The 21,358-nt window shown below is 55.4% G+C and carries 17 protein-coding genes; 6 read left to right on the plus strand and 11 right to left on the minus strand.

Annotated features, from left to right (window positions below; all coding sequences use genetic code 11):
• Nucleotides 1–173: 173 nt before the first annotated feature.
• The 5 genes from II896_07410 to II896_07430 all read right to left on the minus strand — a co-directional run bounded on the left by II896_07410 (nucleotide 174) and on the right by II896_07430 (nucleotide 3,989).
• On the minus strand, nucleotides 174–614 hold the full coding sequence (locus tag II896_07410) for a TerB family tellurite resistance protein (protein ID MBQ4444463.1): 441 nt from the start codon (nucleotides 612–614) through the stop codon (nucleotides 174–176).
• A 121-nt stretch (nucleotides 615–735) separates the two neighbouring features.
• Complete coding sequence (gene truA / locus II896_07415) at nucleotides 736–1,473, minus strand: tRNA pseudouridine(38-40) synthase TruA (protein MBQ4444464.1); 738 nt, start codon at nucleotides 1,471–1,473, stop codon at nucleotides 736–738.
• The gene (locus II896_07420) at nucleotides 1,469–2,314 is read right to left on the minus strand and encodes an energy-coupling factor transporter transmembrane protein EcfT (protein ID MBQ4444465.1); all 846 of its coding nucleotides are present in this window, start codon (nucleotides 2,312–2,314) and stop codon (nucleotides 1,469–1,471) included. Before II896_07420 ends, truA begins: the two co-directional genes overlap by 5 nt.
• Nucleotides 2,311–3,165: an energy-coupling factor transporter ATPase gene (locus tag II896_07425; GenBank protein MBQ4444466.1), complete on the minus strand. Its 855-nt coding sequence runs from the start codon at nucleotides 3,163–3,165 to the stop codon at nucleotides 2,311–2,313. The genes II896_07420 and II896_07425 overlap by 4 nt, the downstream gene beginning before the upstream one ends.
• A complete protein-coding gene (locus II896_07430) occupies nucleotides 3,150–3,989 on the minus strand; it encodes an energy-coupling factor transporter ATPase (protein MBQ4444467.1) in 840 nt (279 codons plus the stop codon). Before II896_07430 ends, II896_07425 begins: the two co-directional genes overlap by 16 nt.
• Nucleotides 3,990–4,106: 117 nt before the next feature.
• On the opposite strand from II896_07430, the gene II896_07435 reads away from it, so the two are divergent.
• Together II896_07435 and ispF are read left to right on the plus strand one after the other, a co-directional pair.
• Nucleotides 4,107–4,355, plus strand: a complete 249-nt coding sequence (locus II896_07435) for an RNA-binding S4 domain-containing protein (GenBank protein ID MBQ4444468.1) — start codon at nucleotides 4,107–4,109, stop codon at nucleotides 4,353–4,355.
• Nucleotides 4,345–5,442 (plus strand): 2-C-methyl-D-erythritol 2,4-cyclodiphosphate synthase, encoded by a 1,098-nt coding sequence (gene ispF, locus II896_07440; protein MBQ4444469.1) that lies wholly within the window; start codon nucleotides 4,345–4,347, stop codon nucleotides 5,440–5,442. Before II896_07435 ends, ispF begins: the two co-directional genes overlap by 11 nt.
• 291 nt (nucleotides 5,443–5,733) lie before the next feature.
• On the opposite strand, the gene II896_07445 is transcribed toward ispF, so the two are convergent.
• Complete coding sequence (locus tag II896_07445; GenBank protein MBQ4444470.1) at nucleotides 5,734–6,912, minus strand: pyridoxal phosphate-dependent aminotransferase; 1,179 nt, start codon at nucleotides 6,910–6,912, stop codon at nucleotides 5,734–5,736.
• 134 nt (nucleotides 6,913–7,046) lie between these two features.
• Here II896_07445 and II896_07450 point away from each other — a divergent pair, with 134 nt between their 5' ends.
• Entirely contained in the window at nucleotides 7,047–7,436 is a 390-nt protein-coding gene (locus tag II896_07450; GenBank protein MBQ4444471.1) for a PaaI family thioesterase, read from the plus strand.
• A gap of 102 nt (nucleotides 7,437–7,538) precedes the next feature.
• Here II896_07450 and II896_07455 read toward each other — a convergent pair whose 3' ends face one another.
• Nucleotides 7,539–8,261 (minus strand): M23 family metallopeptidase, encoded by a 723-nt coding sequence (locus II896_07455; protein ID MBQ4444472.1) that lies wholly within the window; start codon nucleotides 8,259–8,261, stop codon nucleotides 7,539–7,541.
• 285 nt (nucleotides 8,262–8,546) lie between these two features.
• On the opposite strand from II896_07455, the gene II896_07460 reads away from it, so the two are divergent.
• Both II896_07460 and II896_07465 read left to right on the plus strand, forming a co-directional pair.
• Nucleotides 8,547–9,365: a hypothetical protein gene (locus II896_07460; GenBank protein ID MBQ4444473.1), complete on the plus strand. Its 819-nt coding sequence runs from the start codon at nucleotides 8,547–8,549 to the stop codon at nucleotides 9,363–9,365.
• A 610-nt stretch (nucleotides 9,366–9,975) separates the two neighbouring features.
• Nucleotides 9,976–10,422: a hypothetical protein gene (locus II896_07465; GenBank protein ID MBQ4444474.1), complete on the plus strand. Its 447-nt coding sequence runs from the start codon at nucleotides 9,976–9,978 to the stop codon at nucleotides 10,420–10,422.
• A gap of 71 nt (nucleotides 10,423–10,493) precedes the next feature.
• Here the strand turns inward: II896_07465 and nifJ are convergent, their stop codons facing one another.
• From nifJ to II896_07485, 4 genes are all read right to left on the minus strand, one after another.
• Nucleotides 10,494–14,009 (minus strand): pyruvate:ferredoxin (flavodoxin) oxidoreductase, encoded by a 3,516-nt coding sequence (gene nifJ / locus II896_07470; protein ID MBQ4444475.1) that lies wholly within the window; start codon nucleotides 14,007–14,009, stop codon nucleotides 10,494–10,496.
• A gap of 343 nt (nucleotides 14,010–14,352) precedes the next feature.
• The gene (secA, locus tag II896_07475; protein ID MBQ4444476.1) at nucleotides 14,353–17,190 is read right to left on the minus strand and encodes a preprotein translocase subunit SecA; all 2,838 of its coding nucleotides are present in this window, start codon (nucleotides 17,188–17,190) and stop codon (nucleotides 14,353–14,355) included.
• Nucleotides 17,191–17,430: 240 nt separating this feature from the next.
• Entirely contained in the window at nucleotides 17,431–19,068 is a 1,638-nt protein-coding gene (locus tag II896_07480) for a glutamine--tRNA ligase/YqeY domain fusion protein (GenBank protein MBQ4444477.1), read from the minus strand.
• A gap of 528 nt (nucleotides 19,069–19,596) precedes the next feature.
• Nucleotides 19,597–20,682 carry a hypothetical protein gene (locus tag II896_07485; protein MBQ4444478.1) on the minus strand — a complete coding sequence of 362 codons (1,086 nt, stop codon included), beginning with the start codon at nucleotides 20,680–20,682 and terminating at the stop codon, nucleotides 19,597–19,599.
• 113 nt (nucleotides 20,683–20,795) lie between these two features.
• On the opposite strand from II896_07485, the gene II896_07490 reads away from it, so the two are divergent.
• Nucleotides 20,796–21,005 carry a helix-turn-helix transcriptional regulator gene (locus II896_07490; protein MBQ4444479.1) on the plus strand — a complete coding sequence of 70 codons (210 nt, stop codon included), beginning with the start codon at nucleotides 20,796–20,798 and terminating at the stop codon, nucleotides 21,003–21,005.
• Nucleotides 21,006–21,358 lie beyond the last annotated feature (353 nt).

A 21,358-nucleotide genomic window follows, 5' to 3' on the forward strand; every position in this document is an offset into this window, starting at 1 on the left:
GCTGCCGAAACTCAACAGTATACTTGTTAAACTTTTGTCCTTTTCTTGCCATATAAAAATACCTCCTACGGCTATTGTACCATAGGAAGTATTCTTTGTCCGTTTTTTTATTGAGTGTCCCAAATGGGGTTCACTTCAATGGGCGAAGGTTTTTTCGTAGAGGGAAAAACGTATTAGAACATCAATTTCTCGATGAATTTCCGCTCGGGCTTGCTGACTTTGCCGTCGATGGCGCAGATGGCGATGGTGACGAGGACGATGTCGGAGGCAATCTCTTCGGGAAGGGCCTTGACAATCTCGACCATTTTGGCAAACAACTGGTCGTCTTCGCTCATATTATTGACCTTGTCGCGGCAAGCGGCATAGTCGAAGTCGCCGCCGAACATCGCTTTGCAGAGGGGCAACACGGACGCGTATTCCTCGTCCGCCAATCTGCCGTCCAAAGCCAAAATGCCGTGCAGATAGATGCAGTATACCATGACGCTATCCGCGTTTTTGCCGGTAAGCGCCTGCAACGCGGGAATAATCTCCAAAGATTTGCTCTGGATGAGCACGAATAAATCCTCTTTGGAAACTTTCTCTACTTTCTTCAAATATTGGTTGAGTTCTTTCATTCGCTTTGTCTCCTTGTGGATAAGATAGTGCTATTATAACACAACGCGATTACTTATGCAATACGCTTTTGAAAAAAACCGCGAGAATACCGATTGCCGTCGAAACTCCGCAAGCAGGCGACTAATACTCCACCTTGGCCAAATACAATCCGCACGCCTCCATGGTCTTGCCGAGCCCCTTGCGGTCCTTGGTCTCGATGGCGACGGCAATGGCTTGGGGGGTGAGCCAACCCCACCCCGCGTAGACCAACGTGCCGACCATAATGCGTACCATATTGTACAAAAAACCGTTGCCTGTGACCGAAAAGGTGATGACGTTACCCGTTTCTTCGATACCGATATCGTAGATGGTGCGAACGGTGGTCTTGACGTGACCACCCGTGGCCTGCATCGCCTTGAAGTCGTGTTCGCCCAAGATCACCTCGGCGGCTAAGCGCATTTGGCCAAGGTCGGGACGGCGAACGACGTGAGCGTGCGTTTCGTAAAGGAAGGCATCGGCGTGCTCGCCCCAATATAACTTGTAGACGTATGTCTTGCGCTTGACCGAAAAGCGGGCGTTGAAATCGGCGGGGACTTCGCGCGCCCAAAGTACGCGCACGTCCTGCGGCAACCGCGTGTTGAAGGCAAAAGGAATCTTGTCAAAAGGAATGCGCGCGGCCGTGTCGAAATGGGCGCATTGCTCCAAGGCGTGTACGCCCGCGTCCGTGCGGCCCGAGCCGTGGAACGTGACGGCTTCGCCCGTCAGGTCGGACCACGCCCGCATAAGGACCTCTTGCACCGAAAGTCCGTTCTTCTGCCGCTGCCAGCCGCAATAGGCCGTGCCCTTGTACTGAATGCCCAAAAGAACGCGCATATCAATTCACCCAAGTCATAATGAGATTCCAGATCATACCGTCGAAATCGTAGAGCACGAGATTGAGCACAATGACGGTAAGTAAAACGCCGAAGACCAACAGGCCCACCAAGTCGCGCCAAGTGAGGCGCAAGACGCGGTAGCGCGTGCGCTTGGGCGAAGCGTTGTAACAACGGGCGTCCAAAGCCAACGCCAACTCCTCCGCGCGACGGAACGCGCCCACGAAGAGGGGAATGAGAATGGGCACCAAGGCCTTGACGCGCTTGAAGATATTGCCCGAATCCAAAGAGGCGCCGCGCGCCTTTTGCGCGAGCATAATGCGGTCGGTCTCTTCCATCAAAGTGGGCACCATGCGCAAAGCGATGCTCATAATGACCGCGACGTCGCGCACGGGGAAGCGCACCAATTTGAGGGGGGACAGCAGGCTCTCGATGGCGTCGGTGAGTTCCATCGGAGTGGTGGTGTAGGTGAGAATGGCCGGCCCCATGACCAACAACAAAATGCGCAACGCCATCTTGGCGGCGTGCAACAGGCTCTCCACCGAGACGGAGAGTATCCACCACTTCCACAAAGGCTCGCCCAACCCCGAGAAGAATACGTTGATGATGGAAATGAAGACGACCAATATCGCCACGCCCTTGACCGAGCGGAACAAGGTGCGCAAAGGTACCTTGGCGATAAGGGCGACCGTGAGGACGAACACCAAGTAGGCGAAGTAGCCCACGAAAGAATCGACGAAAAAGATGAGCACGACGTAGGCGAGCATCAAAAGCACCTTGGCGCGGGCGTCCATGTGGTGTACGCCCGAATCGGAGGGATAGTATTGACCGAATACGACGTCTTTCATACCCTGCCCTCCACGATGGCCTGTATGGCGTCCACCAAGTCCTTAGGCGTCAAAACGGGGGGTACGTCCCACCCTTTTTGGCGCAAGAGGTCGGCAAGTTGCACCGCCTGCGGTATATCTAAGCCGAGCGAGCGGAGTTCCTCGCCCTTGGCGAACAACTCGGCGGGGGTGAGGTCGTAGACGAGGCGACCTTCGCGCAAAACCAAGGCGCGATTGCAATACTCGGCGACGGCTTCCATGTCGTGACTGACCATGATGACGGTGGGACACACCGTGCGGTGCAAACGGACGACCAAGTCCATCACGTCCCGCCTGCCCTTGGGATCGAGTCCCGCGGTGGGCTCGTCCAACACCAAAACCTTGGGGCGCATGGCGATAACGCCCGCGATGGCGACGCGGCGCTTCTGCCCGCCCGACAACTCGAAGGGAGAACGCTCGGCGAGGGCGTCGTAATCGAGCCCCACCAACTCGATGGCTTCGCGCACGCGGACCGCGGTCTCCTCGGGAGAAAGCCCCGCGTTGCGACAGCCGAAACCCACGTCCTTGGCCACCGTTTCGTCGAACAGTTGATACTCGGGATATTGAAAGACCATGCCTACCGTAAAGCGCAGGCGTTTGTAGTCGGGACGGCGGGCGGTGAGGTCGATATCATCCACGACTACGCGCCCCTCGGTGAGGCGAATCAGCCCGTTGAGGTGCTGCAACAACGTGCTCTTGCCGCTACCCGTCTGCCCGACGACCGCGACGAAATCCCCTTCCCGTATGGAAAAGGTGACGTCCTCCAACGCGCGTTTCTCGTAGGGGGACTTCTTCATATAGGTATATCCCAATCCCTCTACTTCAATCGACATATCTGCTCCGCTAAATCGTTCAAATCGCATTCGCCCGCGTCGACGGCGTACCCCTTGTCGTGCAAGAGGGAGGCTATCTTGGCTACGGGCGGCAACTCCAACCCGCAACGGGTGACCAAGGCTTCGTCCGCAAATAAATCGTGCGGCTTGCCCGAAAACGCCACATGGCCGTCTTCCAAAACGACGGCGCGGTCGGCACCCACGCACTCGTCCATGTGGTGCGTGATGAGCACCACGGTCATATTCTCGCGTCGGTTGAGGTCGTGCAACACCGACAGCACCTCGGCGCGGCCCATGGGATCGAGCATGGCCGTGCTCTCGTCCAACACCAAAACCTTGGGCTTCATGGCCAAAACCGAGGCGATGGCGACGCGCTGTTTCTGCCCGCCCGACAGTTTGAGGGGGGTGTGACGACGGTAGTCCAACATACCCACGGCGTTGAGCGCCCACTCTACCCGCTCGACGATCTCGTCGTGCGGAACGCCCAAATTCTCGGGGCCGAACGCCACGTCGTCCTCGATGATGGAAGCGACCATTTGATTGTCGGGATTTTGAAAAACCATGCCCACCGTGGAACGAATGCGGAAAATGACCTCGTCCGTTTCGTCCGCCGTGCTGTCGCCGTAGACCGTGACCGTGCCTTCCTGCGGGACCAAAAGACCGTTGAGCATCTTGGCAAGCGTGCTCTTACCCGTGCCGTTGGCACCCAAAAGCACGACGAACTCGCGCTCCTCGATGGATAGAGAAACGCGGTCGACCGCCGTCAATTCGGCGTCGTCGATGAGGTACCGATAGGATACGTTGTCAACGGTGATGGCTTGCATAACGACATTATACCATAATCCGCAACGCAATACAAAGTAAATAGATATAAATATCTTATTTGAAAGCACATTGACTTCGGGCAGGCGTTGTGGTAGGATAGGAAATGAGGTATTCGTATGAGAATCGATAAATATTTGAAAGTATGCAGATTGATCAAACGCCGCACGATGGCAAACGAAGCGTGCGACTCCGAGCGCATTTTGATAAACGGCAAGGTGGTGAAACCCTCCAAAGAAGTGAAGGAAGGGGACGTGGTGACCGTGTGCTACGGCAATAAGACCGTGACCGTGCGCGTGCTGAAAGTGGCCGACGTGGTGCGCAAAGAAGAAGCGTCGCAACTGTACGAGGTGATAGATGAAGTATAGCGTGATCATCCCCGCGGCGGGCGCGGCAGAGCGATTCGGCGAAGAAAAACTGCGCTTGCCCTACGCGGGCGGCGAAGTGTGGCAAGCGGCCGTCGGCGTTTTTGAAGAAGACGAGGACGCCGTCGAAATCTTTTTGGTCGTACCCGAAGACGAGGTGGCGAATTATCACCCCAATAGCGCGAAGTGCACAGTGATAGCGGGCGGCAAAACGCGCGCGGAAAGCGTGCGAAACGCCCTATTGCACGTAACCGAAGACTACGTGCTCGTCCACGACGGCGCGAGGCCCAACCTCGACCGCGCTTTGGTGCGGCGCGTCGTAGAAGCATTGGAAACGCACGACGCCGTGGTGCCCGTGGTGGGGGCGACGGACAGTACGCTCTACCAAGGCAACTACGTAGATCGTAAGGAAGTGCAAGCCGTGCAAACGCCGCAAGGCTTCCTGACGAGCCTACTGCGGGAATGCGTGGCGCAAGCAGACGGCGACTACACGGACGAAGGAAGTCTCGTGGAAAAGGTTTGCCCCGCGTATAGGGTGGACGGGGACGTAAACAACCGCAAATTGACCTATCCCGTGGACTACTACGGCCTGGCGGGCCGCACGGTAACGGGGGTGGGATACGACATACACCGATTGACCGAAGGGGACGGCATAACGCTCGGCGGGGTGAAGATACCCTGCGACAAAAAAGCGGTGGCGCACTCGGACGGCGACTGTGTACTGCACGCCGTGATGGACGCGGCACTGTCTACGGCAGGGCTGAAGGATATCGGGCATTATTTTCCCAATACGCCCGAATGGAAGGACGCGGACAGCCGACGGATGCTCGGCATCGTGCTGGACGAGGTGAAGGCGAAAGGCTGCGTGCCGACGGCTATATCGGTGGCCGTGGTGTGCGAAGCGCCCAAATTGTCGCCGTATTTCGACGGAATGCGCGAGTCCTTGGCTGACCTGATGGGGATACGCCCGAGCGACGTGGGTATAACCTGCACCACCAACGAAGGCGTGGCGATGAGGGTAAACGACCTCGTGACGAGCGAAGCGATAGCGGCTTTCGCCACCGTTACGGCATTGCGCAAAGCGCGGTGAAATTTTCGCAAAGCGAAAGTGAAGTTGCTTCGCAGTGAAGTTCAAGCACAGCCTCGAGTGAAGTTCGCCTACGGCGAGTTGTGGATAAAAGGTACGAAAAAGCCTATAACGTATATGGGTTTTGGATACAAACGCGAAGTGGCGGTTGAGAAATATACTCTCAACCGCCACTTCGTTGTAAATGGGACTGTGCCCGCGTGAATCGGCCTATGGCCGTGAATCGACACCCATTCGGGTATCGAAATGGCATCTAATACGCGTTGTGAATAATTATTGTATTGATAGAATAACTTAGGCTTTGAGCCCGTAGTAGGCGGCAAGCGAGGCAAAGGCGGGAAGGCTACGGCGAATCATAACCGTATCTACGCAATAGGCCACGCGAAGCCAGCCCTTCGCGCCAAAACTGTCACCGGGAACGAGCAACAGGCCGTACTGCTTGGCCACCTCGCTGACCGACTCGCTGTCCTCAACGGGGGCCTTGACGAAGAGATAGAACGCCCCCTGCGGCTTGATGCAGGTGAAACCCAACGCGGTGAGACCGCCGTACAAGAGATCGCGGTTGGTGCGATAGACAGCCACATCCGATGTGACGCCCTGCAAATCGCCCACTACCCGTTGGAGAAGAGAAGGGGCGCACACGTAGCCCAAGGCGCGTCCCGCACCGCATACGGCGGCGTACACCGAGGAAGCGTCGGTGGCGGCGGGATTGACGGCAACGTAGCCGATACGCTCGCCCGGCAGGGACAGCGACTTGCTGTAGCTGTAGCACACGATGGTGTCGGGATAGAGACGGGGCAAGTAGGGAACGTCTACGTCGTAGGCAATCTCCCGATAGGGCTCGTCCGCGATGAGATAGATGGGGTGGCCGTACTCGGCGGCACGGGTGCGCAACAAAAGAGCCAAGGCCGCCAACTCGGCATCCGAATAGACGACGCCCGAAGGATTGTTGGGGCTGTTGACGACAATGGCCTTGGTCTTGGGCCCGACGAGGGTGCTAAGCGCCGTGAGGTTGACGCCGCAATCCTCTTGCATGGGTGCGACCACGGGAACGCCGCCCGCCGAACGAATGAAGACGTAATACTCGGGGAAATAGGGGGCCAGCACAATGAACTCGTCGCCCGCGCAACAGAGCGCACGGAAGGTGATGGTGAGCGCCGCCGCCGCGCCGCAAGTGAGATAGATATACGACGCGGGCACGTCCGCGCCGAAACTGTCGCGAATATGCTGAGAAATGCGGGTGCGCACCGCCATATCGCCCGCCGCCGTGGTGTAGTTGTGCACGCCCGTCTCCGCCGCGTGGCGCGCGATGGACTCCCCTACCGAAGCGGGGGGCTGTACGGACGGATTGCCCAAGCTGAAGTCGAAGACGCTATCCGCGCCCAACTCCGCCTTACGGCGACAGCCAAACTCGAATAACTCGCGAATGGCGGAACGATTTTCACCTAAATCTTGCATTTCTTTGTTGATCATATTGGCTTTACCTCGTCTAAATTGTACTACCAAAGGGAAAGTGATGTCAATAAGTTGGGCAATTTCGCCAAGACTGGGTGAAAATATTTGCATTGCGCGGGAAGAAAATCGTACAATGAAAGGGTGAGGTGTCTATGAACTTTCTCGACCATATTTTGAAAAACGACAGATTCGCTATCTTGAACAAAGTGGAATTGGTGGAAGTGTCGGCGGAATACGCCATAGCGAAGGCCCCCGTGACCGAAAATGCGCTCAATGCGGACGGCGTGGCGCAAGGCGGGTTTATCTTCACCCTCGCCGACCTCTGCTTTACCTTCCTCGCCAACTATTTGCACCCGCGGACGGTCACGCAGATGGCCACGGCGACCTACGTCGCGCCCGCCAAGGGCAAGTGGCTGTGGGCAAAGGCCGTGGAGTTGTCGGCGACAAAGCACAACGACGTGGTGCAGGTGACGGTGACGGACGAGGACGGCAATACGGTGGGGTTGTTTCAGTTCAACGGCTTCATAGCGAAAACCGAATAAAAGAAAGAGGTCTTTCGACGGCGAAAGTCCTCTTTTTCACTCTTCCCAATACGGCGCGAAGGCGGTATTCGTTATTCGCTCATTAATCACAACGCGTAGGCGTTATTTGTTGTCGTTGCCCTCGAAGTAGTAGTTGGGATCGACCAATTTGTCGTCGCGCTTGACCTCGAAGTGCAGGTGCGAGGGATCGGCGGACTCGAAGTAGCCCGTCTGGGCCACGTAGCCGATGACGTCCCCTTTCTTGACCTTGTCGCCCACCTTGACGGGTACGGACGGCGCGAGAAGCGCGTAAATCGTGGAAAAGCCGTCGCTATGCTTGAGCGTGACCTCGGTGCCACGCATCGTAGTGGTGCCGATGGCCGTCACTTCGCCGTCGAAGACGGCGCGCACCGCCGTGCCGACGTCGGACAGGAAATCCACGCCTTGGTGGGTAGACCAATGCTTCATCGTGGCGTTGTAGACGAGCGTGCTGTCCGTGTAGTCCTTGAGGACTTCCGCCCCCTCGATGGGCTTGTCGATGACGAACGCCACCGCTTGCGGTTCGGGCGTTTTGTCGGCCTCCGCCGCGGCCGCCGTGTTCGATTTGTCCGTGGTCTTGGGCGTGTCGGTTTCGGTCTTGTTTTCCTTATTGCTATCGTCTACGGGTTTGCCCGAGGCGTCTACCACGTTGCCGGCGGGTAAGGCGTCGGAATTGCTTTGATTGCCGATGATGACGGTGTAGGTGACGAGGGCGATAATGGCCAACAGGCACACCACCATCAAAATGGCGTATATGTTCTTTTTGAAGAATAGCAACACTTTGTTTTCTTTATACTTCTTTTCCATACTATGTTTACCTCCATTCGACCGAATTGTGGACGGGAACGAAGGGGTTTATACGTGAAAAACAAAAATTGCTTACAAACGGCGTTCGGTACGGGGAAACCCCGTCGGGCGGCGTACGCAACGCACGCGTGGGCGACCCGTCGATAGTCGCACGCAACGCGCCGAAGCGGCTATGTATTTAATATCCGTTAAGAATATTGACGAAGCGTATTTTTGGATATATAATATAGGATATAGTTGACGCGACACGCCTGCGCGTTGAGAAAATACGGAGCGAAAAAAGAAATGAACTCGCAAGCACAATATCATACGACACCCATCGCCGCAATGGCCAATACGCTGGCGGCGATACTCGAAGTGAAAGACATAGTAGGTACGGACGAATTGACCGAAGTCGTGCGCTACGCGTACGAGGGCGAGGCACAACACGTGGTCTTGTTTTGCCCCTCGGCGGTGGGCACGAGCGTTCTCGCGCACTACGACGAAGTGGCCGACAAAATCAAGCGGATAGCGCCCCTGCGGCAGGACTTCGTGGCGCCCTACCCCGCCGACAGCGCGACCTCTTACGCCTCTATGTTCGCGGGAGTGACCGTGGATGACAAGAACAAGCAGGCCTTCGAGCACGCGTTCGACGACAAGGGCGAACCCATACGCAGTCTATTCACGGAATGCAAGGGCAAGCGAAAGGCCGTCGTCCTGTTGAACGAGAAAAACCCCTGCCGTACCTTGTGGAGAGATACGGGCGCGGAAGTCGTGACGGCACGGTCGGATATGGACGTGGTGACCAAAGCCGTGGAATATATACGCAAGGACTGCTACGACCTCATCGTAGTCATGGTGAACGAATTCGACGAGATGCTGCACGCCGTGCAACTGTACGGCAAGCGGTGCGACTCGGCCATACAAAACCATCAAACCGAATTCGAACTGCTGGCGGACGCGGCGTCGGTGTACATGCGCGGCAATACTTTCGTGGGGTTCTGCCCCGACCACGGATGTCATAAAGACCTGTTCGGCGGCGGCGCGCACAAGTCGAGAAAGGCGGAAGACCTGAACGTGACGCATTATTTCGGCGTGGTATCGAGCCTGAAAAAGGATTATTAGACAATAAAAACGTTGACTGACTGTTCTCTATATAGTAAGTCATATATAACCGCGCTTCGGGAAAACCGAGGCGCGGTTTGTTTTTAGCATTCGGGCAAAACCAGAGAGTCAAAGCGCCGTTTTTTGACAAATTTTATTACGGTATTGACTACGGCGGGGATTTGTGGCATAATATGGTCGGACTACAATCGCATATTTAATCCTATTACGAGGAAACTAACTTGGTAAAAGTGTTTCCTCCTTCTCTCGTAATAGGAGATTGTAGTCCAATTCGGGAAGCATTTTTCGGTGCATTCCCGTCAAAAGGAGTGCACTTTTTTGATTATCACCTTTTGCAATCATAGGTATATTAAACTTTTTGATAGTGTACGGGCGCTTACATTGGCTAAACCGCCGTAGAATAGCGATTATTTTGGCAAATCATATTACAACGGTATTGACTACGGCGGGGATTTGTGGCATAATATTTTTGCGACACATTTCCAATACTACAAAGGGAGGGCACTTTTTTTGGTAAAAGTGCTTCCCTAATTCTCCTTTTGTAGGGAAGTGTGTCGCAACATCGGGAAGCATTTTTCGGTGCATTCCCGTCAAAAAGGAGTGCACTTTTTTGATTATCACCTTTTGCGGTCATAGGGATAGCATACTGTCGGCGGAAGAAGAGCGACTTCTCGGCGAATGGCTGCGACAGTATCTCGAAGAATGCCCCAACGCAACGTTCTATTTGGGTGATTACGGAAACTTCGACAAGAAGTGTAACGCCATACTGCGCAAATTGCAAAAGTATTATTCCAAAATCAAGCGGGTATTCGTGACGCCCTATCTCTCACCCGATTACGGCCGCCTGAAAACCGCCAAAGAGGATTACGACGAAATATTGTACCCCTTCGAGGACAGAGTGATGCCCCGATACGCCATACGCATACGGAATGAATGGATGGTAGACCGCGCGGACGTGATCGTCGCGTGCGTCAATAGGAATTGGGGCGGCGCGTACGCGACTTACGCGTATGCTATGCGACGGGGAAAACCCATTCGTAATATCAGGGCTATTTGAGGATTTGACGGTGATTTGGCAACCAAAAAGCCACCCACGTGGGGTGGCTTTTTGGTTGCGGTAGCGAATGACTACTCGCTGAGTTTCTTGTACTTGGCGTAGCGCGCCATGGCTTCGGCCTCGTTGGTGGCGAAGAGTTCGTCGGCTTGGACGGAGATCTTCTTGAGTTGGGCGTAACGGTTCTCGCCCTCGAGGAACTCACGATAGCCGCCTGCGGGCTCCTTGCTGTCCAATTTGAAGGGATTCTTGCCCTCGGCCGCCAAGGCGGGATTGTAACGATAGAGTTGCCAATAGCCGCAATCCACCGCACGCTTCATCTCGATCTGGCTGTTGCCCATATCTTTGAGACCTTGGTTGATGCAGGGCGCGTAGGCGATGATAAGGCTGGGACCGTGATAGGCTTCGGCCTCCAAGATGGCGTCGAGGAATTGCTTTTGCGAAGCGCCCATCGACACTTGCGCCACGTAGACGTAGCCGTAGCTCATAGCCATCATACCCAAGTCTTTCTTCTTGGTCTTCTTGCCGCTCGCGGCGAACTTGGCGATAGAAGCGGTAGGCGTGGCCTTGGAGGATTGGCCGCCGGTGTTGGAATACAACTCGGTATCCAAGACGAGCACGTTGACGTCCTCATTCATGGCCAAGACGTGATCCAAGCCGCCGTAACCGATGTCGTAGGCCCAACCGTCGCCGCCGATGATCCATTGCGACTTCTTGACCAAGCAATCCTTGTCGGCCATGATGGCCTTGACATCCGCATTGACGGGGCAGGACTCGTCGCAATTTGCGGTAAGGGCGAGGAACTCTTCGCTGGCTTTCTTGCTGGCGGCGTAGTCGTCACAGCCGTCGATCCAGGCTTGCGCAACCGCGCGGACTTCCTCTTTGGGCGCCTTCTCGGCGATGGCTTGCATGTGTGCTTTGATGCGATCGCGGCGTTGCTTGACACCCAAGAACATACCGTAGCCGTACTCGGCGTTGTCCTCGAACAAGCTATTGGCCCAAGCGGGACCGTGACCTTGGTCGTTGACGGTGTAGGGGCAGGTGGGCGCGGAGCCGCCGTAGATGGACGAGCAACCCGTGGCGTTGGCCACGATCATGCGGTCGCCGAACATTTGGGTGATGACCTTGACGTAGGGCGTTTCGCCGCAACCGGCGCAAGCACCCGAGAACTCAAACAAGGGCTTGTTGTATTGGGAGAAGATGGGATTGTTGCGCTTGCCTTCCAACGCTTTGGTCTCGGGAAGAGAGGCGGCGTATTCCCAATTGGCTTCCTCGGCGAGTTGCACCTCTTCGAATGGTTTCATCACCAAGGCCTTGCCTTTGGTAGCCGTCTCGGGGCAGGCGTTGACGCACACTTTGCAACCCAAGCAGTCCATCGGGCTGACTTGCATACGATATTGCCAGCCTTTGGCGTGCTTGCTGTCCACGGTGACGAAGCCCTCGGGCTTGTCGGCCAAGATCTCGGCGGTCTGCAAGGTGGGACGAATGGCGGCGTGGGGGCACACGAAGGAACAGCTGTTGCACTGCGTACAATTCTCGGGAATCCACACGGGCACGAAGGGCGCGACGCCGCGTTTCTCGTACTTGGTGGTGCCGGTGGGCACGGCGCCGTCGGGGCTCAACTTGGACACGGGCAGGCTGTCGCCTTTTTGGGCCAAGATGGGGCTGACGAACTCGCGGAAGTACTCGTTGTCCGCAATCTTCAGAGGCTCGGCACCCTCGGTGGTGGTGGCCCAACTCTCGGGATATTTGACCTCGACCAAGTTGGCGATGGCGTTGTCTACGCAGGCGTAGTTCATATTGACGACCGCGTCACCTTTCTTGCCGTAGGTCTTCTTGATGGCCTCTTTCATGTAGCGCTCGGCATCCTCGTAGGGAATGATGTCCGCCAATTTGAAGAAAGCGGCTTGCATAACGGTGTTGACACCCTTCTTGGCGCCAATCTGTTGGATGACCTTGAGACCGTCGAGGGTGTAGAACTTGACGTGCTTCTTGGCGATGGCGTTCTTCATGGAAGCGGGCAATTTCTCGTCCATTTCCTCGGGCGTCCAGATACTGTTGAGAAGGAAGGTGCCGCCCTCTTTCATGGCCGCCAGCATATCGTAACGCAAGACGTAGCTTTGGTTGTGGCAGGCGATGAAGTCGGCGTGGTCGATGAGATAGGGGCTTTGAATGGGGGTATCGCCGAAGCGCAAGTGGCTGATGGTGATGCCGCCCGACTTCTTGCTGTCGTAGGCGAAGTAACCTTGGGCGTATTTGTCCGTATGGTCGCCGATGATCTTGATGCTGTTCTTGTTGGCGCCGACGGTACCGTCCGAGCCGAGGCCGTAGAACAAGCAGCTGCGGGTGCCTTGGGGGGCGGCGTCGATGGACTCCACCACGTCGAGGCTGTTGCCCGTAACGTCGTCCACGATGCCGACGACGAAGTGGTTTTTGCCGCCTCTCTTCATGTTTTGATAGATGGCGTTGACCATAGAGGGCGTGAACTCTTTGCTGCCCAAGCCGTAGCGGCCGCAGTTGACGCGAATGCCGTCCATGCGCGCCTCTTTCAAGGCGGCGACGACGTCCAAATAGAGGGGCTCACCCAAGCAGCCGGGCTCCTTGGTGCGGTCCATAACGCAGATGCGACGGGTGGTGGCGGGCAAGACCTTGACGAAGTCTTTGACCGAGAAGGGACGATACAAACGCACCTTGACGGCACCCACTTTCTCGCCGCGGGCGACCAAGTAGTTGACGGTCTCCTCTACGGTGTCGGCACCGCTGCCCATGATGACGATGACCTTGGTGGCCTTGGGATGGCCGACGTAGTCGAAGAGGTGATAGGAACGACCGGTGAGGGTGCTGACCTTGCGCATCATGCGGCGCACAATCTTGGGCACCTCATCGTAATACTTGTTGGCGGCTTCTCTGCCTTGGAAGTAGATGTCGGGGTTCTGCGCGGTACCCTTTTGCACGGGATGCTCGGGGTTGAGGGCGCGGGCCTTGAAATCCGCAACGTCGTTCATGTCCAACAAGGGCAACAACTCCTTGTTGTCGGGCAAGGTGATCTTGCTGACTTCGTGGCTGGTGCGGAAACCGTCGAAGAAGTGCAGGAAAGGCACTTTGCTCTTGAGGGTGGCGAGGTGCGCGACCACGGCGAGGTCGGCTACCTCTTGCACGGAGGCGGACGCCAACATGGCAAAGCCCGTCTGACGGCAGGCCATCACGTCCGAGTGATCGCCGAAAATATTGAGGGCGTGTGCGGCAAGAGCGCGCGCGCTGACGTGGAAGACGCAAGGCAACAATTCGCCCGAAATCTTGTACATATTGGGGATCATCAGCAAGAGGCCTTGGCTGGCGGTGAAGGTGGTAGTCAAAGCGCCTGCGTTGAGGCTGCCGTGCACTGCACCGGCCGCGCCCGCTTCGGATTGCATCTCCGCCATGCGGACGGTCTGACCAAACAGGTTCTTGACGCCGGCCGCGGCAAATTCGTCACAGTTCTCCGCCATGGGCGAGGAAGGCGTGATGGGATAGATTGCCGCAACTTCGCTGAATGCATAGGCGATAATCGCCGCCGCGGTGTTGCCGTCTACGGTCTTTTTGTAACTCATTCTATTACCTCCTAAAAAAATCTCTGGTTCATTGGTTTCGGCGCCGAATTGACGCCTTAAATATTATAAACCCTATGCATTTTATAAGTCAATAGTTATTTGGTTTATTGCTATAATATATTTCCATTTATATATACAATAAGCGTTGATATTTGCGCCTTGACCGTCGGCACGCGTATAGGCGGGGACGGCAAAAAAAAGAAAGGCCCTTTCGTCATAGACGAGAGAGCCAATGGTCGAGAATCGACGAAAATGCAATTTCTATGAAATTGCAAAGGTCAAAGCACGATACGTCGCGTCGGGCGCGAGGGTAACTCGCGACGAAACACGCCGCGTGTGGATATTAGAATTTCTTGACCGCGCCGGGAGCGCCGCAACAGTTCTTGTATTTCTTGCCGCTACCGCAGGGACAGGGAGAATTGCGCCCTATCTTGGCCTCTTTGCGGACGGCCTGACCTTGGTCGTTGGTGACCAGGTTGTCGGGGTAGTCGTGCAATTTGGTCTTGGTCTCGACCTTGGCGGGATTGGGGGCGGGCACGCGGTCGAATTTGAGCAATTCGGTGACCACGGTGGAACGAATGTTGGCGATCATCGCCTCGAACATCTCATAACCCTCCTGCTGGTAGCTGATGACGGGATCGCGCTGGCCGATCTGACGAAGGCCGATGCCCTTGCGCAAAGCGTCCATATCGTCGATATGGTCGATCCAATTGCTGTCTACGACCGAGAGCATCACGTTGCGCTCGATGAAAGCAAAGGAAAACCCCGCGGGCATCTGCCCCGCCGCGATAAGCTCGGCGCAACGGGCGTTGAAATCTTCCACCTTGGCTTGGTAGGCCGCCAAAACTTTGTCCAACACGCCGTCTATGACGTGATCCATATTGAGTTCGGCCGCCAATACCTCGTCCACAGCGTTGGTGCCTACGGGCAGAACGCGCGCCTCCAGATAGGCGTTGATCTTGGCGTAATCCCACGTGCGAAAGTCCTCGGAATAGTCTACGACTTCCATCACCGCATCGGCGACGACCTCGGGGATCATCTTGAGAATCTCCTCGTGAATATCCACGCCGTTCAACACCTTCTCACGCTCGCCGTAGATGACCTCGCGCTGCTTGTTCATCACGTCGTCGTACGCCAAAACGTGCTTACGTATGCTGTAATTGCGGTCCTCGATGCGCTGTTGGGCACGCTCGATTTGGTTGGTGAGCATCTTGACGGTGATGGGCATATCCTCGGGAAGGTCGAGCCTGTCGGCGATGTTGAACACGGTCTCGCCACCGAAAATGCGCAGGAGATCGTCCTCCATAGAGAGGAAGAAAACCGAACTGCCGGGGTCGCCCTGACGACCCGAACGACCGCGCAACTGGTTGTCGATGCGGCGGCTTTCGTGACGCTCGGTGCCGATGATGCGCAAGCCGCCCAAGGCGATGACTTCGGCCTTGTTGGCGTCCGCGTCCTTCTTGAACAGCGCGTAGTATTTGTCGTATTCGGCTTTGGCCGTTTGATAGGCCTCCGCGTCCTCGGCGGGCGTGACCAGCACGTTGCTGACTTCCGCAATGAGGTCGGAGGGATACCCCAACTCGGCGAGTTTGACGCGCGCGGCAAAGGCGGGGTTGCCGCCCAAGAGAATGTCGGTACCACGGCCCGCCATGTTGGTGGCGATGGTGACCATGCCTTTCTTGCCTGCCTGCGCGATGATCTCGGCCTCTTTTTCGTGATTTTTGGCGTTGAGGACGTTGTGGGGGATCTTGGCGCGGCGTAGTTCGTCCGACAGAAGCTCGGACTTCTCCACGTTGATCGTGCCGACCAATACGGGCTGGCCTTTTTCGTGGCAGGCGCGAATCTCCTCGACGATGGCGGTAAGTTTGCCCTTCTTGGTCTTGTACAGGCGATCGTTCTCGTCAATGCGCTTGACGGGCAGGTTGGTGGGAATGCACACGACGTCCAACCCGTAGATATTTTGGAACTCCTGCTCCTCGGTCTTGGCCGTACCCGTCATACCCGAAAGGCGACGATAGAGACGGAAATAGTTTTGGAAAGTGATGGTGGCGTAGGTCTTGCTCTCGTTGCGCACGGTCAGGCCTTCCTTGGCCTCGATGGCTTGGTGCAAGCCCTCGCTGTAGCGGCGGCCTATCATCAAACGACCTGTGAACTCGTCCACGATGATGACCTCGCCGTCGTTGACCACGTAGTCCACGTCGCGCTTCTTGAGGTAGTTGGCAACGAGGGCTTGGTTGATAATGTGGAGAAGCTGGACGTTCTCCGCATCGGAGAGATTCTCCAACCCGTAGAAGGCTTCGGCTTTGGCAACGCCCGAATCGGTCAGACGAATGGTATTCTCCTTTTCGTCAATGGCGTAATCGCCGTCCTCTTCGGCCCCCTCTTCCCCGCCGATGGCGCGGGCGATCTTCGCCATTTTGCTCTCCTCGTGAACCTGCGTTTGGGTGGGCGCTACCAACTTGCGCACGAAGCGGTTGGCCTTGACGTACTCCTCGTTGGACTCGTTGGTGGGGCCGGAAATGATGAGCGGCGTGCGGGCCTCGTCGATGAGAATGCTATCCACCTCGTCCACCAAGGCGTAGCGAAGCTCGCGCTGGACCTTGTCCTCTTTGCGCTTGACCATGTTGTCGCGGAGATAGTCGAAACCGAACTCGTTGTTGGTGCCGTAGGTAATGTCGCAGAGGTACATCTCCTTCTTCTCATCGCGGGGCTGCTGGCTGTAGATGACGCCGACCGAGAGGCCGAGGAAGCGGTACACCTGCCCCATCCACTCGCTGTCGCGCATGGCCAAATACTCGTTGACCGTGACGATATGAACGCCGTTGCCCTCGAGCGCCAAGAGATAGGCGGGCAAGGTGGCCACGAGAGTCTTGCCTTCGCCCGTGCACATCTCGGCGATACGACCTTGGTAGAGGGCGATGCCGCCCATCAGTTGCACGTGGAAGTGGCGCATACCCAATACGCGGGTGGCCGCCTCGCGCACCAAGGCAAACGCCTCGGGCAAGAGGTCGTCGGTGGTGGCGCCTTCGGCCAAGCGATTTTTGAGAATTTGGGTGTAGGCGGTAAGTTCGGCGTCCGATTTGGTGGCGAACACGTCGGCCAAACCCTCGATGAGGTTGGCGATCCTATCTATCTTTTTGAGTTGTCTTTTGTTGGAAAACGAATCAACGCTGTTTTTCATGGCTACTCCTTAATAATTTTAGTGCGCTATTATTAATTATATATCATTTGGAAAGATTTGTAAATCATATTTTGACGACCATTTGACAAAGGCGCGTGAAAGAAAGGAAACGGGCGAAACCGGAGCGAAAAACGAAACGCGTGCTCGCATGATTATAAAACTAAACGCGCTCCCGAAATGGGAACGCGTTCGGTGTAGTGCCTCGACTTAGGGCTATTGCCCTTCCGGCGCAACGGAAGTTCATTTGGCGGGCTTGAAACTGTCTTTGAGACCGACGACCTGGTTGACGACGAGGTGGTCGGCGGTGCTATTCTTGGCGGTCATATAGTAGCCCGTGCGCACGAATTGATAGTGTACGTAGGGGGTGTAATCGAAACCTGCCTCGGCAACGGCGCCCTCGATGACGGTCTTGCTGTTGGGGACCAAACGCTCGTCGAAATCCCGCCCGTCGGACACGTCGTCCAAGAGGTAGTCGAACTCGTTGATGGTGAGGGGCACGCAGGTGGCGGCGTCTACCCAATGGATAGTGCCCTTGACCTTGATGCCGGCATTGGCACCGCCCTCGCGGCTGTCCTCGATGATGGCGGCGTGCACGACGGGACGGCCGTCCACCATTTCGTGGGAGACGTAGCGGACGATATAGGCGCCCATCAAGCGCACCATGCCGTCGGGCTTCAGGCGGAAATACTTGGGCGGGGGGTTGTCGGAGAAATCTTCCTCGTCTATGTACAACTCGCGCGAGAAATGCACCTTGCGCGTGCCCTTTTCGGGTTGCATCGGGTTGACGGGAATCTCGAAGATTTCATTCCCCTCCACGTTGTCAAGAATGAGCCGAATGGGACGGCGCACGACCATGGCGCGGTTGGCCTCGGCGTTGAGGTACTCGCGGACGCAATGCTCGAGCATGGCCACGTCCACCTCGCTGTTGGCCTTGGCTACGCCGATGCGGGCGCAGAACTCGCGGATGGCGGGGGCGGGATAGCCGCGCTCGCGCATACCGCTGAGGGTGGGCATACGGGGATCGTCCCATCCTTCTACCACGCCCATATCCACCAACTTCTTGAGGTAGCGCTTGGACATAATGGTGCGGGTGAGGTTGAGACGGGCGAACTCGATTTGACGGGGGGCGGGCGAGAAGCCGCAGGCTTCCTTGACCCAATCGTAGAGAGGACGATGGTCCTCGAACTCCAACGTGCAGATGCTGTGGGTGATGCCCTCGATGCCGTCCTCGATGGGGTGCGCGAAGTCGTACATCGGGTAGACGCACCACTTGTCGCCCGTGTGCCAATGGGAAGCGTGCAGCACGCGGTAGATGACGGGGTCGCGCATATTAATGTTGGGATTGGCCATATCGATCTTGGCGCGCAAGGTCTTGGCGCCGTCGGGTACGACGCCCGAACGCATCTCCTCGAACAAGGCGAGGTTCTCCTCTACCGAACGGTTGCGGTCGGGGGACTCCAGCCCGGGGTGATAGAGGTCGCCGCGGGTGGCGGAGATCTCCTCGGCGGACATATCGCAGACGTACGCCTTGCCCGCTTTGATGAGCTGGACGGCATAGTCGTACATTTGGTCGAAATAGTCGCTGGCATACAGTTCCTTATCCCAGTCGAAGCCGAGCCACTTGATATCCTTCTCGATACTTCTTACGTACTCGATGTCCTCTTTGGTGGGGTTGGTGTCGTCGAAGCGCAGGTTGCAACGCCCCTTGTACTTCTCCTTGACGCCGAAATTGATGCACAGACTCTTGGCGTGACCCACGTGCAAATAGCCGTTGGGTTCGGGCGGGAAACGGGTGACGACCTCGTTCACGACGCCACGCGCCAATTCGTCATTGATGATTTCCTCGATAAAATTGCTGCTCTCTACTATTTCGCTCATACTGTCCTCTTCATCGCGCGATATCCGCGCATATATCCATTTTATACGAAGTATAAACCAAAAGTCAATCAATGTGGCGACACACGCAAAGAAAAGGTATATTTGTGGGCAGTGGCAAACAGATATTGTCATATAGGTAAAGCACGTATTTTACACTGTAACACATAACTTGTTTAACGCGCTTTCAAACATTGCAAGAAAATTTTTAACCCCATTCTTTTTAATATAATCAAGCACTGCTTTTTGGTCATCCAACGCAATTTGCCGCTTTCTTGCGGTGTCACCAAGGCTTGCGTCATTATGAAATGCGAAGTAAAAGCCGTCGCCGGCAAACGTGTTTTTTGGTTGATTAGCAACGCGGGTAGCCGTACTTCCCCCACGTACAACGCTCCAATTATCTCCAAATGTCCGCCGAATCCACGCCAAATTCGCCGGGGGTGATACAATCACTACCCCCGGACGAATGCGAGATTGCCCTTTCGGGCGGATTACAGAAAAATTTGCTATCGATTTTCCTCACTTCGTTCGTTAGAATAGCTTAATTTTCAAAGCGGGGACGACACCGTTATCAGTGAAGCTAACAATGAAGCCGTTGTTGTAGCCATAGTTGTCGACGAAGCGCGCGTAGTCACTAAAATCATAATAGGGCGAGCGAAGCCACCAATAGCCATTACCTTTGTAAGAACTATCGGTGCTTGTCCAGGCGCCTTGGCAGCGGGCGTAGTCCGTGTTTTGTTTGCGGCGTGCCGTGTCGTAGTCAGTATAACTGCTGTCGAATCCATACGCCGCGTTGGTCACTTCTTGCTCACTGAGCAAGAAGACGTGGTCTTGCGTATTGGCGCAGGCGTAGGAGTTATTGCCGCTATTCCAATTCGTGGCATTGCTGTTGGGGTTGGTGCTTCGCGCGCTGTTGTCCACCGTAGTCAGCAGGATCAATTGCTTCTGTAGGTCGTTGAACGCCGTGTTGTAGAAGGTGTCGTTGAGCCATTTGCGGATGTTGGACAGGGCGTAGTTGTTGGCATAGCCCGTTCCACCGTTGTGGAAAAATTGAGACGTACTTTCCGAGGGATAATACTCTTGGCTGTCTATCGCCATCTCGCAGAAAATAAGCGCTTCGCCGTTTGCTTCGCTGAGGATGTGCCACTTGATGGGTTCGTACCGGAACCAGTATATCGTGCCTGTGTTGTACCCGTTGTCGTCTTGGGAACTATTGATTGCGCTGCTGCTTTCCATGGTGAAGGAGGGTCTGTACGAGGTGAAGTACACGCCGCGGTATTTCTCGCCGTTGTTCGTCAGGTCTATGTACCACATATAGTCGGATACCGAGCCATCGATATAATATCCGTAACTCGTCCAGCCCTGCGCGTTGGATGAGGTGGGCAGGGTACCAGCCGCCGTGGTGAGTGCATTTGTGATTGTGCTGTCTGTTACTTGCGTTTGAGGATATTCGCCGAAATAGAGGTAATCCCCGTCGCGCAGATAGCCTTGTTCCGTAGTAGTAGAGGTAGTGGCACTCCACGTGGATGGAACAGTCGTTTCGCCGCATGCCACCAAGGCAAGGCAAAGGCAAAAAACAATGGAAAAAGATAAAATTAAGCCACAGATTTTTTTCATATTTTTCTCCTGAAGATTTATTTACTCTTTCGAGTCAAAATAATTATAGTACATTTGTTTACTAAAAGTCAATAGTAAATATTTTTACTTGTATACTTTGAAAGAGGTGGCAAATGGCACAAGCAAACTTTATTAAGCGAATACGGGATTTGCGAGAGGACGCAGATAAAACGCAAGCGGAAATCGCCGCGGTTTTGGGCACGTCGCAGACCATGTATGCACGATATGAGCGCGGTGCCAACGAGTTGCCAATCCACCATTTGATAACGTTGTGCAAGTACTATCACGTTAGCGCGGATTATATACTTGGGTTGGAAGAATAATAATATACAAAAAACGAGGCACGAAAAGTGCCTTGTTTTTGGTTTTGCGTGCTCATGCAAGGGGGATGTTTCGACTACGCTTTTTGCGCATACAACAGATGTCTAAGCGTAGCTTATACGAGCGGATATCGTTCTATATCGCCCATTTATCCTTTGCATAAAAAAAAGTCCGCTGGCTTGAAGCGGACTTTTCATCTTGAAACGAATAGATAGGCAAGCGAATGTGCTTGTTGGGATATTGCTTTGGGTCCGTATCCCTCGGACCGACCTACCCTTGCGGGTTGGCCTCGACAAAGCAGATAAATCTGCTCCTTAAAAGGAGGTGATCCAGCCGCACCTTCCGATACGGCTAC

It is taken from the genome of Clostridia bacterium (assembly GCA_017394805.1).
Classification (GTDB): domain Bacteria; phylum Bacillota; class Clostridia; order Christensenellales; family CAG-1252; genus RUG14300.